Below are 14,360 nucleotides of genomic sequence, written 5' to 3'. Positions count from 1 at the left end.
GCCTTCTGCGCGGCTTCCAGCGCCTCGGCCTCGGCCTTGGCGCGGGCATCCGCGGTCTGCTGCAGTTGATCCAGCTGGGTCGGAGTCAGCAGTTGCAGGCGCAGCATCATGTTCTGCACCAGGTCGCGACGCATTTCCTTGCGCACTTCCAGCGACTCCTGGTCGGAACCCACCAGGTTGTTGCCGTCGTGGATGTAGACCTTCTGCACTTGCAGCTTGTCGCTGAGCAGGGTCAGGTTGTTCTGGCCCTGGATGTCGTAGTTCAGCACGGTGGTCATTTCATATTCGGCCGAACGACCGGCACCGGCGTAGCTCAGGCTGCGCTGGGATTCCTGTTCGCGGGTCAGCACCAGCTTGTAGGGCGCGCCGGCGTAGACCTTGACGCCACTGCTCTGCAGAACCTGGCGCAGCTGGGTCACGGTTTCGCCGTAAGCATTGCGCGCGCTCAGGTCGAGTTCCTTGATTGCCAGTTCGGTAGTGCCGGTACCGCGCAGCTGAAAGCCGCAGGCGCTCAGCAGTACGGCCAGGCCCATCACCAGGAGGTTGCGTTTGATCATCTTGTTGCTCCCCTTGAAACCATGTGGGCCGATAGGGCGGCCCTGGAGGTTTTATTCGGCGTCAGCCTTGGGCTGACGTCTGATCCAATTAGCTAGCGACGATATTGACCAGCTTGCCAGGCACGACGATCACTTTACGAATCGTCAGGCCTTCAGTGAAGCGCAGCACGTTCTCGTTGCTCCGAGCGGCGGCTTCGATCTCTTCACGGCTGGCGCTGGCCGGCATGTCGATCTGGCCGCGCAGTTTGCCATTCACTTGAATGACCAGCTGCAGGCTGTCCTGAACCAGCGCGTTCTCATCCAGCACCGGCCAGCCGGCGTCGATGATGGCGCCGCTGCGACCCAGTCGGCTCCACAGCTCGTGGCTGATGTGCGGGGTGATCGGCGCCAGCAGCAGGGCCACGGTTTCCAGGCCTTCCTGCAACAGGGCGCGGTCCTGCGGGGTGGCTTGCGGTGCTTTTTCCAACACGTTCATCAGCGTCATGACCTGAGCGATGGCGGTGTTGAATTTGTGGTTCTGGCCGACGTCCTGGCTGGCTTGCTTGATCGCCAGGTGGATGGCGCGACGAATGACTTTCTGTTCGTCGTTCAGCGTAGCCAGCTCCAGTGTGCCCGGCAGGCCCTGGGCTACGTGAGACTGGGCCAGGCGCCAGACGCGCTTGAGGAAGCGGTGGGCACCCTCGACGCCGGAGTCGGACCATTCCAGGCTCATGTCAGGCGGCGAAGCGAACATCATGAACAGGCGGCAGGTGTCCGCGCCGTACTGTTCGATCATCGACTGAGGGTCGACGCCGTTGTTCTTCGACTTGGCCATTTTCTCGGTACCGCCGATTTCCACCGGCAGGCCGTCGCTGATCAGCTTGGCGCCGACGATCTTGGCCTTGCTGTCACGCTCCAGCTCGACATCGGCCGGGTTGTACCAGGTGTAGGCACCGTTGGCTTCGCGGCGGTAGTAGGTCTCGGCGACCACCATGCCTTGCGTCAGCAGGTTCTTGAACGGCTCGTTGGAGCTGACCAGGCCCTCGTCGCGCATCAGCTTGTGGAAGAAGCGGGCGTAGAGCAGGTGCAGGATCGCGTGTTCGATACCACCGATGTACTGGTCCACCGGCAGCCAGTGGTTGGCTGCGGCCGGGTCGACCAGGCCACCCTCGTATTTTGGCGAGGCGTAGCGGGCGTAGTACCACGAGGACTCGACGAAGGTGTCCATGGTGTCGGTTTCACGCTTGGCAGGCTTGCCGCATTTCGGGCAACTGCACTCGTAGAACTCGGGCATGCGCGCCAGTGGCGAACCGGCGCCGTCCGGCACCACGTCTTCCGGCAGTACTACCGGCAGCTGGTCTTCCGGTACCGGTACATCGCCACAGCTGTCGCAGTGGATGATCGGGATCGGGCAGCCCCAGTAGCGCTGACGGCTGATGCCCCAGTCGCGCAGGCGGAACTGGGTGCGGGATTGGCCAAGGTTTTTCTTCAGCAGGGCCACTTCGATGGCGTCGAAGGCACCGGCAAAATCCAGGCCGTTGAACTCGCCGGAATTGATCAGTTCGCCGTGCTCGCCGTAGGCGTCCTGCCAAGGCGCAGGCGTTTCGTCGCCAGCGCTGGTGCGCACCACGTTCTTGATCGGCAGGTTGTACTTGGTGGCGAACTCGTAATCGCGCTCGTCGTGCGCCGGAACGGCCATTACCGCGCCATCGCCGTAGTGCATCAGCACGTAGTTGGCGACCCATACCGGGAGTTTTTCACCGGTCAGTGGGTGTTCGACGAACAGCGAAGTCGGCAGGCCTTTCTTCTCTTGAGTGGCGATGTCGGCTTCGGCGACGCTGCCGCCCTTGCACTCGGCGATAAAGGCTTGCAGCGCCGGATCGTTCTGCGCCGCCAGGGTGGCCAACGGGTGTTCGGCGGCCACGGCGACGTGGGTCGCGCCCATCAGGGTGTCAGGGCGGGTGGTGAAGACTTTCAGTGCGCCCGCTTCGCCGATGGAGGCCTGGTCGTAGGGGAATTGCACTTCCATGCCACGGGACTTGCCGATCCAGTTGCGTTGCATGGTCTTGACCTGCTCGGGCCAGCCCGGCAACTCGTCGAGACTCTCCAGCAGCTCATCCGCGTAGGCGGTGATCTTGAAGTAGTACATCGGGATTTCGCGTTTTTCGATCAGCGCGCCGGAGCGCCAGCCGCGACCGTCGATCACCTGTTCGTTGGCCAGAACGGTCTGATCGATCGGGTCCCAGTTCACGGTGCCGTTCTTGCGGTAGATCACGCCTTTTTCGAACAGGCGAGTGAACAGCCATTGTTCCCAGCGGTAGTAGTCCGGCTTGCAGGTAGTGACCTCGCGGGACCAGTCCACCGCCAGGCCCAGGCTGCGCAGTTGGGACTTCATGTAGGCGATGTTTTCGTAGGTCCACTTGGCCGGTGCGACGTTGTTCTTCATCGCGGCGTTTTCCGCCGGCATGCCGAAGGCGTCCCAACCCATGGGTTGCAGCACGTTCTTGCCTTGCATGCGCTGGTAGCGGGAGATCACGTCGCCGATGGTGTAGTTACGCACGTGCCCCATGTGTAGCTTGCCGCTGGGGTAAGGGAACATCGACAGGCAGTAGTAAGTTTCCTTGCCTGGCTGTTCGCTGACTTCAAAGGACTTTTGCTCATCCCAGAACGACTGGGCGGCGGCTTCGATTTCACGGGGCTGATAGTGTTCGTGCATGGCTACTTTTGAACTGAATAGGGGTGGCCTAATCCTCTTCAATGCAACGTTGGGCGGTGATGACGCCAGATATGGCGTTTTCGCGACCCAGTCGAGCTGGAAGTGGAGTTACAGGAAGCGCCGTAGCATACATGACCGCGCTCTACCGAGGGAAACCCTGATTACGCGCCGTGGGCCGTTGGTCGCGGCACCCTGCCGGTTTTGGCAGTGCGACTAAGCTCAAAAAGGGGAGTGAGTCTTACTTTCATGAGGTGAATGGATGGTTGAGTCGCAGCGGAAAGTTACAAAACCCGAGTTGTACGAACGATTGATAGATCGTCTGGCTTTGGCCCTGGACGCAGCGAGAACAGCAGGAAGCTTGCGTAATGAGCGTCCTGCGGAGTTGGAGTTGCGGGGCCTGAGTCATGCCGAGCTCGAGGTGATCAAGGCCTATCTGGATCGTAGTGAGCGTGAGACGCAATTGAGCGTGCTCGAATGCCTGAGGCACGAAGTGACTCCACATTCGGCCAAGGTCATCTGGTTGAAAGACAAGGTGCCCGCCCGGGATGCGGTAAAGGTCCGATCCCTGCAGTTCAAATGAGTCTGCGTCGCCCATTCGGGCATCTGCGCAGCGTCAACGCCGCGTACCTTGTGCGTAAAATCTGTTTCGTATCTGTTGTTGCTTTGCTTTTACCCACTTAGGCTTCGAGCATCTTTGGAGATGCTCGATGCCTTTTCGTTATTTCGTCAAACAACTACTCCTGCCGCCTGGCCTTCTGTTGCTGTTGCTTCTGCTCGCCTGGTGGTTTCGTCGCTCTAGGCCGCGATTGGCCGGTGTGTGCTTTGCCCTCGGCCTGGGCGGGTTCTGGTTGATGAGCCTGCCTGTGATGGTGGAGTGGGGCGCCAGTACCCTGGAGACTGAGCCGGCGCTGACGCAAAGCCAGTGGTCGACCCTGGCCGAACAGGCCGATGCGATCGTTGTACTGGGCTCTGGGCGGGAGCGCGGCGATCCGGCCTGGGGCAGCGACCAGCCGACCGGGGTCGGGCTTGAGCGCCAGCGTTACGCGGCGCGCCTGGCCAAGGCTTCCGGATTGCCGATCCTGACCAGCGGGGGCCTGCACTACGGCACGCCGCCTACGGAAGCGGCGTTGATGGCCGAGTCGTTGCTGAACGATTTCGACGTGAAGGTGCGCTGGCAGGAAGGGCGCAGCCGCACAACCTGGGAAAACGCCCAATTCACTGCGCAAGTGCTGGAGCCGCAAGGCGTCAAACGTATAGTGCTGGTCACCCAGGCCTGGCATATGCAGCGGGCGGTCTGGAGTTTCGAGCAGGCAGGATTCACCGTGGTACCGGCACCCGTGGGGTTCCTCGGGGTGGATAACGCCAGGCCGCTGGGCGGCTGGATGCCGGAGTTCAAGTCGATCTGGCAGAGCGGCCAGTTGCTGAACGAGGCGGTGGGGCTGGTGGGCTACAAGCTGTTTTATCGTGGAGAGGACTAGATTCATCTCGAACCAGCCAGCTCCCGCAGGAATCGCAAGTTCCTGGCAGGAGCGAGCAGTCTGCGTCAGACAGTCTTGGCGATCCGGCTAGCCAGCAGGGCCCAGCCGAACAGCAGGACGCTCAGGATGATCAGGGGCCATGAGCGCCACTGCAGGTAAGGTGTCAGGTTGTGCATCGGCACCACTTCGCCATAAAGAATTCCGCGTTCGAACTGCGGAATCTGCACGGTGATCTTGCCGAACGGATCGATCAGGCCGGTCACCCCGTTGTTGGTGGCGCGGATCATCCAGCGGCCGGCTTCCAGGGCGCGCATCTGGGCCATCTGCAGGTGCTGCAGTGGGCCGATCGAAGTGCCGAACCAGGTATCGTTGCTGATGGTCAGCAGCAGGTCGCTGCGGGCTGACAGGCTGGCGGCGAATTCCGGGTAAACCACCTCGTAGCAGATGAACGGCGCAATCTGGTAGCCCTTGGCCTGCAGCAACGGCTGGTCGGCGGGACCGCGGGCGAAGTCCGACATGGGCAGGTCGAAGAATGCGATCAGGCCGCGCAGCAGGTCTTGCAGGGGTACGTACTCACCAAATGGCACGAGCTTCTGCTTGAGGTACTCGCCATCGCCTTCGCCGACCACGGTAATGCCGTTGAAGTAGCGCTTCTGGTGATGCACTTCCTGGCGGATCGGTACGCCGGTGATCAGCGCCGAATGCCGGTCGGCGGCGAAGTTGCTCATCATGTTCAGATAACCTTCGGCCGACTCCTTGAGCACCGGCACCGCGGTTTCCGGCCACACCAGCAGATCCACGCGCTTGGAGCTGAAGCTCATGTCGCGGTACAGCGCCAGCTGGGAATTGAGCTGCGCGGGGTCCCATTTCAGGCTCTGTTCGATGTTGCCCTGGATCGCCGCCACGGTCAGCGGCTCGCCCGATGGGCTGGTCCAGGCATGTCCCTTGAGCGTGATGCCGATCACCCAGGGGCCGACCAGCAGCACCAGGCCGGCGGCGATAAAGCCTTTGCGTCCGGCGCGGACCAGGCCGGGCAGGTTGTAGAGCAGGGCGGCGGTCAGCGCCAGGGTAAAGGAAATCAGCCACATGCCACCCAGCGGGGCCAGGCCGGCCAGAGGGCCGTCGAGCTGGCTGTAGCCGGAGTAGAGCCAGGGGAACCCCGTCAGGAACCAGCCGCGGAAGGCTTCCTGGCCCACCCAGAGGGCAGCGAATGCCAGGGCATCGGCAAGGGGCGCCTCATTGCGGCGCAGCCAGCGTGCCCAGAGCCAGGCCGGCAGAGCGAAAAAGAACGCGATGGCGGCAATGAAGGCCAGCATCAGCAGGCTCGCCAGCAGCACCGAGGCGCCACCGTAGGTATGGATACTGACGTAGATCCAGCTGGTGCCGGCGGCAAACAGGCCGAAGCCGAAACACCAGCCGCGCCACAGCGCCTGGCGCGGGCTCAGCTCGCGCAGGCCGGCATAAAAGAAGCCGACCGCCAGCAATGCCAGCGGCCAGATGTCGTACGGCGCCAGGGCCAGGGTGGTGATTGCGCCAGCCGCCATGGCCAGCAGGTTACCGGGCCAGCCGGGGCGGGTTAAGCGCAGCATGTCGATCCTTAACGGGGGATAGGCGTTAGTCGCAGCAAATGAATCCGACGGCTGTCGGCATTCAGGATACGGAAGCGATAGGCACCGATTTCGGTGATTTCGTTACGTTTAGGCAGGTGCCCGAACGCGCTCATCACCAGGCCGCCGACAGTGTCGAACTCGTCGTCGGAAAACTCGCTGTCGAAGAACTCGTTGAAATTCTCGATCGGCGTCAGCGCCTTGATCAGGAAATCGCCACTCGGCAGGGGCTTGATATAGCTGTCTTCCTCGACGTCGTGCTCGTCTTCGATGTCGCCGACGATCTGTTCCAGCACGTCCTCGATGGTCACCAGCCCCGCCACGCCGCCGTATTCGTCGATGACGATGGCCATGTGGTTGTGGTTGGCGCGGAACTCGCGCAGCAGCACGTTCAGGCGCTTGGACTCGGGCACGAAGGTCGCCGGGCGCAGCAGATCCTTGATGTTGAAACTGTCGCCGTTCTCCTTGAGGATCAGCGGTAGCAGGTCCTTGGCCAGCAGAACGCCCATGACGTCGTCATGGCTTTCGCCGATCACCGGATAACGCGAGTGCGCGGAATCGAGGACGGACGGCAGGAATTCGCGGGGAGTCTGGGTCGCCTTGATGCTGATCATCTGCGAGCGCGGAACCATGATGTCCCGTACCTGCAGGTCAGCGACCTGGATGGCGCCTTCGACGATGGCCAGCGCTTCGCTGTCCAGCAACTTGTTCTGGTGGGCTTCGCGCAGCAGCTCCAGCAGCTCCTGGCGGTTTTTCGGCTCATGGGCAAAAGCCTGGGTCAGTTTACCCAGCCACGACTTTTGCCCGCTGCTCGATCGGTCTTCGCTCATAGCGATTACTCTAAATCCTTGGTTGTTACAGATGGATGTTCTTCGGTTTCGTCGTCCGCATAAGGGTCGGGATGACCCAATTCTGCAAGCAACGTTCGTTCCAGTGCTTCCATTTCTTCGGCTTCGTCGTCATCTATATGGTCGTAACCCAATAGATGCAAGCAGCCGTGAATCACCAGATGGGCCCAGTGGGCCTGGAGGTCCTTGCCTTGTTCGGCGGCTTCGCGCTCGACCACTTCGATGCAGATCACCAGGTCGCCGAGCAAGGGAATGTCCAGCAGTTCGTCCGGCACATCGGCGGGGAACGACAGGACGTTGGTGGCGTAGTCCTTCTGCCGCCAGGTGTGGTTCAGTTCGCGGCCTTCGGGCTCGTCCACCAGGCGGATGGTCAGTTCCGAGTCGGCTGTGCGCTGGCGCAGGGCCAGCTCACACCATTGGCGGAACTGGGCTTCGCTGGGAGCAGGCTTGTCGCTTGCCAGTTGCAGATCAAGCTCAAGCATCGTGGCGATTGCCTTTTTCCGCGGCGGACTGGGCGGACTCGTCGGCCACGCGCTGCTCGAAGCGCTCGTAGGCTTCGACGATGCGTTGCACCAGCGGATGGCGCACCACGTCCTTGGGCATGAAGTGGGTGAAGCTGATGCCCGGGACGTCCTTGAGTACGTTGATCACATGGGCCAGGCCGGACTTGGTGCCCTTGGGCAGGTCGACCTGGGTGATGTCGCCCGTGATCACGGCGGTGGAGCCGAAGCCGATCCGGGTCAGGAACATCTTCATCTGCTCGACGGTGGTGTTCTGGCTTTCGTCGAGGATGATGAAACTGTTGTTCAGCGTACGGCCGCGCATGTAGGCCAGCGGAGCGATCTCGATGACCTGGCGTTCGATCAGCTTGGCGACATGCTCGAAGCCGAGCATTTCATACAGCGCGTCATACAAGGGGCGCAGGTACGGGTCGATCTTCTGGGCCAGGTCGCCAGGCAGGAAGCCGAGTTTCTCACCGGCCTCGACCGCCGGACGCACCAGCAGGATGCGCCGTACCTGTTCGCGCTCCAGGGCATCTACCGCACAGGCCACGGCCAGGTAGGTCTTGCCGGTACCGGCCGGGCCGATGCCGAAGTTGATGTCGTTGCCGAGGATTTCCTTGACGTAGCGCTGCTGATTCAAGCCGCGTGGGCGAATCATGCCTTTTTTGGTGCGCAGGGCCACGGCCGCTTCGGCGACAGGGTGATTGTTCAGCTCTTCGACGGCGGATTCCTGGAGGAACAGGTGCACCATGTCCGGCGACAGCTCGGTACCCTTGGTTTCCCGGTACAGGCGGCGCAGGAGGTTTTCCGCGGAGGTGGTGTGCTTGGGTTCGCCGATCAGTTCGAACTGATTGCCGCGGTTGCGGATCTCGATGGTCAGGCGCTGCTCGATCAAGCGCAAATGCTCGTCGAATTGCCCGCACAGATTGGCGAAGCGGCGAGCCTCAAAGGGCTCGAGGATAAAGCGATGTGGTTCTATGGGTGCGTTCAAGGTCGTTTTTTAGCCGCCCAACGGCAATAAAGGATGAATTCAAGGATAACGCCAGTGGCCTGGGTGCGAAAGCTCTTATACAACGCAATGTCTTTCGCCACATTTTCCTTGGAAGCCGGCTTTCCAGCGATGGCGTGCCCGAGGCCGCTACCGCTGGTCAGTCAGCATCGGCAGGAGATTATTGCAGCAGCGATCCGCGCAGCGAGTGAGGCTGGGCGGAGTCGATGTGCACATCGGCAAATTGACCGATCAGCGTGGGATTGTCGCAGCGGAAGTTGACGATACGGTTGTTCTCGGTCCGCCCCTGCAGCTCGCCCGGGTCTTTCTTCGAGTAGTCGGTGACCAGGATGCGCTGGATCGAGCCGACCATCTGTCGGCTGATTTCGAACCCTTGTTGATTCAGCCGGTGCTGCAGGGCGTTCAGGCGTTCCTTTTTCAACTCTTCCGGGGTGTCGTCCGCCAGATCGGCGGCCGGGGTGCCCGGGCGCTGGCTGTAGACGAACGAGTAGGAAAAGTCGAAGCCGACGTCTTCGATCAGCTTCATGGTCTGTTCGAAGTCTTTTTCGGTCTCGCCGGGGAAACCGACGATGAAGTCCGAGCTGATGCAGATGCCCGGCACCGCAGCGCGCAGTTTGCGCAGCTTGGACTTGTATTCCAGTGCTGTGTGGTTGCGCTTCATGGCTGCGAGAATCCGGTCGGAGCCCGATTGCACCGGCAAGTGCAGGTGTTTCACCAGTTCCGGCACTTCGGCGTGGGCCTGGATCAGGCTGTCGGAGAACTCCAGCGGGTGGGAGGTGGTGTAGCGGATGCGCTCGATGCCATCGACCGCGGCAACCACGCGGATCAGTTCGGCGAGGTCGGCCAGGCGGCCATCATGGGTCTGGCCGCGATAGCCGTTGACGTTCTGCCCCAGCAGGGTGACTTCGCGCACGCCGTTTTCCGCCAGATGGATGATTTCGGAGATCACGTCGTCGAACGGCCGGCTGACTTCTTCGCCACGGGTGTAAGGCACCACGCAGAAGGTGCAGTACTTGCTGCAGCCTTCCATCACCGAGACATAGGCGCTCGGACCGTCGATGCGCGGCTCCGGCAGGTGGTCGAATTTTTCGATTTCCGGGAACGAGACGTCGACCTGCGGCAGCTTGCTGCTGCGGGCGGCATCGATCATTTCCGGCAGCCGGTGCAGGGTCTGCGGGCCGAAGACCACGTCGACGTACGGCGCCCGGTCACGGATGGCCGCGCCTTCCTGGCTGGCCACGCAACCGCCGACAGCGATGACCATTTCCGGGTTGGCCAGCTTCAGTTCGCGCCAGCGACCCAGCTGGGAATACACCCGGTCCTGGGCCCGTTCGCGGATCGAGCAGGTGTTGAGCAGGATGACGTCCGCGTCTTCGGCGCGGGCGGTGACTTCCAGGGCCTGGTGTTCACCCAGCAGATCGACCATGCGCGAGCTGTCGTACTCGTTCATCTGGCAACCGTGGGTTTCTATGTAAAGCTTCTTGGCCATGGACGGGGTCATCACCTGATTCAAAGAACCGCGCATTATAGGGAACATGGCCTGAGGTTCCTACCGCTGCGCGTCCGGTGGCTATGCTATAGTTCGCGCCCTCTTTTATATCCCCCGATGTGTTACCCGCCCACCATGACCAAACGTGAAGCTCCAATCTACAAGGTGATTTTCCTCAACCAGGGACAGGTGTTCGAAATGTACGCCAAGCAGATCTATCAAAGTGATCTGTGGGGTTTCCTGGAGGTGGAAGAGTTCGTCTTTGGCGAGCGCACGCAAGTGGTCGTCGATCCGAGCGAAGAGAAGCTCAAGGCCCAGTTCGAAGGCGTGGTGCGCAGCTTTGTGCCGATGCATTCGATCGTGCGCATCGACGAGGTCGAGCGCCTGGGTACGCCGAAGATCAGCGAGGCGCGTGGCGTGAGCAACGTCATGCCGTTTCCGATGCCGATGCCTGAGAAGTAAGGGCTGTATCGATCCTGCTATCGCGAGCAAGTTTGCTCGCGATGCGCTCAAGGCAGGGGTGAAAAGGGCGAACGCCCGTCGGCGCTCTGCAATTCCATCAGGTATTTGCGGAAAATCTGCCCCAGTACCTGGGTGGCGACTTCCAGCTCATCGCGCTGCATGTGCTCGGCCACTTCATCGGCTGTGTCCAGTGCCTCTTCGGCGCCATTGACCGCCGCCATCTTCAGCACGATATAAGCCTGAACGTTGTTGGCCGGTACGCCTTCGCCGCGGAAGAACATGGTGCCGAGCTTGAATTGCGCCTGGGCGTGGCCTTGCAGCGAGGCCTTTTCAAAGTAGCTCAGGGCCTGATTGAGATCGCGCGGGGTATTTTTACCTTCGTAGTAGAACTCGCCCAACTCGTATTGCGCTTGCGCATCCCCTTCGTCAGCCGCCTTCTGGCAGACCGCCAGGGCCTCGGACAGATCCTGTGACTGAGTATTGAGGGTGCAGCGACCCATCGCTGGGATCAACAACGAGTTGCCGCCTGCTTGTGCGTGCGCGAGCAGGGGCTGAAGGAGCAACAGGCAGCCCAGTGCAAGGGCGCGGCCGGTGCGGTTCATGGGAATCGACTTACCTCTGAAGGGCGCGCGGACCCATCGAGGGATCCAATAAGCGCGCATTATGAAATAAGCAGGGCCAACCTTACAAAGTCTTTACTCGTTTTTCTGCTGCGCGGGCGCGATATCCGCCGCTTTCGGGGCTGTTTCGGGAGTTGGGGCGGGAATGCGGCATAAAACCGGCGCCACGAAGTACTGGCGCCGGTTTGGCAGGGAAGGTTACTTCAGGGCGGCGAAAGCGCGTTCGGCCGCGTCCAGGGTCAGCTTCAGCTCGGCGTCGCCGTGGGCGATCGAGGTGAAGCCGGCTTCGAAGGCGCTCGGGGCCAGGTAGACACCGCCTTCGAGCATCAGGTGGAAGAAGCGTTTGAACAGGTTGGCATCGCTGGCCATCACGTCGTCGAAGGTGACGATATCGTCGGCGCCGCTGAAGTACAGGCCGAACATGCCGCCCGCCTGGGTGGTCACGAACGGGATGCCGGCGGCGTCAGCGCGTTGCTGCAGGCCGTCGAGCAGGCGGCTGGTGTAGTCGCTCAGCTCGGCATGGAAGCCCGGGCGGCTGATCAGGCGCAGGGTGGTCAGGCCCGCGGCCATGGCCAGCGGGTTACCCGACAGGGTGCCGGCCTGGTAGACCGGGCCCAGCGGCGCGATGTGTTCCATGATCTGGCGTTTGCCGCCGAAGCAGCCCACCGGCATGCCGCCGCCGATGATCTTGCCGAAGGTGGACAGGTCCGGGGTAACGCCGTAGTGCGCCTGGGCGCCGCCGAGGGCGACGCGGAAACCGGTCATCACTTCATCGAAGATCAGCACCACGCCGTGCTTGTCGCACAGGCTGCGCAGGCCTTCGAGGAAGCCCGGCGCCGGTGGCACGCAGTTCATGTTGCCGGCCACTGGCTCGACGATGATGCAGGCCACTTCCTGGCCGACTTCGGCGAGCATCTTCTCGACCGCGTCGATGTCGTTGAACGGCAGGGTCAGGGTGTGTTTGGCGAAGGCCGCCGGTACGCCGGCCGAGCTTGGCACGCCCTGGGTCAGTGCGCCGGAGCCGGCCTTGACCAGCAGGCTGTCGGAGTGGCCGTGGTAGCAGCCTTCGAACTTGATGATGCTGTCGCGGCCGGTGAAACCACGGGCCAGGCGGATCGCGCTCATGGTCGCTTCGGTGCCGGAGCTGACCATGCGCACCATTTCCATGGACGGCACGATGGAGCAGACCAGGTCGGCCATTTCGGTTTCCATGGCGGTCGGGGCGCCGTAGGACAGGCCGTGTTCCAGCTGTTTGCGCACCGCGTCCAGCACGTCCGGATGGCTGTGGCCGAGGATCATCGGCCCCCAGGAACCCACGTAGTCCACATAGCGCTTGTCGTCTTCGTCGGTGACGTAGGCACCTTCGGCGTGCTTGAAGAACAGCGGCGTGCCGCCCACGCTCTTGAACGCGCGTACGGGCGAGTTCACGCCACCGGGGATGTGTTTCTGGGCATTGGCAAACAGGGTTTCGGAACGAGACATGATCGGGCTCTCGGAAGTCAGCAGTTAGAAGAGGGCATTAAAGGCGCGGGCGCGGCGGGTCACTTCCTGGGCGCTGTCGGCGCCGAACAGGCCGTGGACCACGGCCAGCAGGTCGACGCCATGGGCGACCAGCGGCGCGGCGTTCTCCAGGGTGATGCCGCCGATCGCGCAGATCGGCAGGTGCAGCCTGGCGCGGGCCTGGTCCAGCAGTTCCAGGTTGGCCATCGGTGCGCCGGGCTTGGTGTTGGAATTGAAGAAGCGACCGAAGGCGACATAGCTGGCGCCTTCGTTGGCGGCTTGTTCGGCCAGCTCCAGTTGGGCGTGGCAGGTCGAGCCGATGATCGCCTGGCGGCCGAGCAGGGCGCGGGCTGGAGTCAGCGGACCGTCGGTCTGGCCCAAGTGCACGCCGACGCCGATACGCGCGGCCAATTCGGCATCGTCGTTGATGATCAGTTGGGTCTTGTAGCGCTCGCACAAGTTGTGCAGGGCTTCGGCTTCGCGCAGGCGGCGGGCCTCGTCGCTGCTTTTGTCGCGGTATTGCAGGAGGGTCACGCCACCGTCGAGCGCCGCCTCCACGTACTGCAGGAACTTGCCGGCCAACAGTTGGCTGTCGGTAATGGCATACAGACCACGTAGTTTCATCGAGCGAGCCTCATGGCTTACGAGCAGAAGTCCAGCGGCAGGCGGCGCGGTACGAACTGGCCTTGACCCAGTTGCTCGGCGTCGCGCAGGGTGCGCCAGGTGTAATCGAGGGCCGACTTCACGGCGCTGGCCAGGCTTTCGCCCTGGGCCAGGCGTCCGGCCAGGGCGCTGGCCAGGGTGCAGCCGGAACCGTGATAGCTGCCCGGCAGCCGCTGGCAGGTGTAGGTGTGACGGCTGCCGTCGCGGCTGTACAGGCGATTATGCACTTCGTGCTCGTCGCCATGGCCGCCGGTGATCAGCAGGTGTTTGACGAACGGCAGGAGTTTTTCCGCGCACTGGTCCGCGCTGCCTTCGGGCAATTCGGCGAGGATTCGTGCTTCAGGAAGGTTCGGGGTGGCGATGGTCGCCAGTGGCAGCAGGCGTTCACGCATGGCGTAACCGACCTCGTCCTTGCCCAGGCGTCCACCGCCGCCGGCGCGCAATACCGGGTCGCAGACCATCGGCAGGTGCGGATGGGCCTGCAACAGCTCGACCACGGTGTCGACCATTTCCAGCGAGCCGAGCATGCCCAGCTTGACCGCGGCGACCCTGGAGTCGTTGAGCACGGCGTTGGCCTGGGCCAGCACCCACTCGCGATCCAGCACACGGAAGTCGCTGACGTTGACCGTATCCTGCACGGTCAGCGCGGTCACAGCGGGAGCTGCATGGCAACCCTGGGCGAGCAGGGCTTCGATATCTGCCTGCAGGCCGGCGCCACCACTGGGGTCGTGGCCGGAGAGACAGAGGACAACGGGGCGAGAGCTGTAGATATTCATGGTGCGCGAGCTTACCACCAAACGTCTTTTTTGCACGGCTCCTCGCGTGTCGGTCGGGGCTGGATTTTCCACCTTGCCGACAAGTTGACCGAGGCAACAGCTCTAGATCAATGGATAGCGCTGAAACGCCCGTTCTAGAGCCTTTAAACTAAA

The 14,360-nt window shown here is 62.3% G+C and carries 14 protein-coding genes; 3 read left to right on the top strand and 11 right to left on the bottom strand.

Features of this window, described 5'->3' with window-relative positions; all coding sequences use genetic code 11:
- Positions 1-557 (bottom strand): LPS assembly lipoprotein LptE (gene lptE / locus J4D52_RS24040; protein ID WP_207272161.1); only part of this gene is annotated, 557 nt, incomplete at its 3' end.
- Between the two features lie 88 nt (positions 558-645).
- Positions 646-3,252 carry a leucine--tRNA ligase gene (gene leuS / locus J4D52_RS24035; RefSeq protein ID WP_102676682.1) on the bottom strand — a complete coding sequence of 869 codons (2,607 nt, stop codon included), beginning with the start codon at positions 3,250-3,252 and terminating at the stop codon, positions 646-648.
- 259 nt (positions 3,253-3,511) lie between these two features.
- On the opposite strand from leuS, the gene J4D52_RS24030 reads away from it, so the two are divergent.
- Together J4D52_RS24030 and J4D52_RS24025 are read left to right on the top strand one after the other, a co-directional pair.
- The gene (locus tag J4D52_RS24030) at positions 3,512-3,832 is read left to right on the top strand and encodes a hypothetical protein (protein WP_025807683.1); all 321 of its coding nucleotides are present in this window, start codon (positions 3,512-3,514) and stop codon (positions 3,830-3,832) included.
- Positions 3,833-3,959: 127 nt separating this feature from the next.
- Positions 3,960-4,730, top strand: a complete 771-nt coding sequence (locus J4D52_RS24025; RefSeq protein ID WP_102676681.1) for a YdcF family protein — start codon at positions 3,960-3,962, stop codon at positions 4,728-4,730.
- A 65-nt stretch (positions 4,731-4,795) separates the two neighbouring features.
- Here the strand turns inward: J4D52_RS24025 and lnt are convergent, their stop codons facing one another.
- The 5 genes from lnt to miaB form a co-directional block, all read right to left on the bottom strand.
- A complete protein-coding gene (gene lnt, locus J4D52_RS24020) occupies positions 4,796-6,319 on the bottom strand; it encodes an apolipoprotein N-acyltransferase (RefSeq protein ID WP_102676680.1) in 1,524 nt (507 codons plus the stop codon).
- Positions 6,320-6,327: 8 nt separating this feature from the next.
- Complete coding sequence (locus J4D52_RS24015) at positions 6,328-7,167, bottom strand: HlyC/CorC family transporter (RefSeq protein ID WP_007927086.1); 840 nt, start codon at positions 7,165-7,167, stop codon at positions 6,328-6,330.
- 5 nt (positions 7,168-7,172) lie between these two features.
- The gene (gene ybeY / locus J4D52_RS24010) at positions 7,173-7,667 is read right to left on the bottom strand and encodes an rRNA maturation RNase YbeY (protein WP_102676679.1); all 495 of its coding nucleotides are present in this window, start codon (positions 7,665-7,667) and stop codon (positions 7,173-7,175) included.
- Complete coding sequence (locus J4D52_RS24005) at positions 7,660-8,679, bottom strand: PhoH family protein (RefSeq protein ID WP_025807675.1); 1,020 nt, start codon at positions 8,677-8,679, stop codon at positions 7,660-7,662. The genes ybeY and J4D52_RS24005 overlap by 8 nt, the downstream gene beginning before the upstream one ends.
- 178 nt (positions 8,680-8,857) lie before the next feature.
- A complete protein-coding gene (gene miaB / locus J4D52_RS24000; protein WP_025807673.1) occupies positions 8,858-10,186 on the bottom strand; it encodes a tRNA (N6-isopentenyl adenosine(37)-C2)-methylthiotransferase MiaB in 1,329 nt (442 codons plus the stop codon).
- A gap of 135 nt (positions 10,187-10,321) precedes the next feature.
- On the opposite strand from miaB, the gene J4D52_RS23995 reads away from it, so the two are divergent.
- Entirely contained in the window at positions 10,322-10,648 is a 327-nt protein-coding gene (locus J4D52_RS23995; protein WP_007927079.1) for a DUF1820 family protein, read from the top strand.
- A gap of 47 nt (positions 10,649-10,695) precedes the next feature.
- Here the strand turns inward: J4D52_RS23995 and J4D52_RS23990 are convergent, their stop codons facing one another.
- From J4D52_RS23990 to J4D52_RS23975, 4 genes are all read right to left on the bottom strand, one after another.
- Positions 10,696-11,250, bottom strand: a complete 555-nt coding sequence (locus J4D52_RS23990) for a tetratricopeptide repeat protein (protein WP_007927077.1) — start codon at positions 11,248-11,250, stop codon at positions 10,696-10,698.
- 216 nt (positions 11,251-11,466) lie between these two features.
- Positions 11,467-12,750 (bottom strand): glutamate-1-semialdehyde 2,1-aminomutase, encoded by a 1,284-nt coding sequence (gene hemL / locus J4D52_RS23985; RefSeq protein WP_007927075.1) that lies wholly within the window; start codon positions 12,748-12,750, stop codon positions 11,467-11,469.
- A 24-nt stretch (positions 12,751-12,774) separates the two neighbouring features.
- Positions 12,775-13,392: a thiamine phosphate synthase gene (gene thiE, locus J4D52_RS23980; RefSeq protein WP_025807666.1), complete on the bottom strand. Its 618-nt coding sequence runs from the start codon at positions 13,390-13,392 to the stop codon at positions 12,775-12,777.
- Positions 13,393-13,409: 17 nt separating this feature from the next.
- Entirely contained in the window at positions 13,410-14,207 is a 798-nt protein-coding gene (locus J4D52_RS23975) for a hydroxymethylpyrimidine/phosphomethylpyrimidine kinase (RefSeq protein ID WP_063433186.1), read from the bottom strand.
- Positions 14,208-14,360: the final 153 nt, after the last annotated feature.

It is taken from the genome of Pseudomonas sp. GW460-12-10-14-TSB1, assembly GCF_017349775.1.
Lineage (GTDB): Bacteria > Pseudomonadota > Gammaproteobacteria > Pseudomonadales > Pseudomonadaceae > Aquipseudomonas > Aquipseudomonas piscium.
This window is presented reverse-complemented; position numbering and strand designations above follow the sequence as displayed.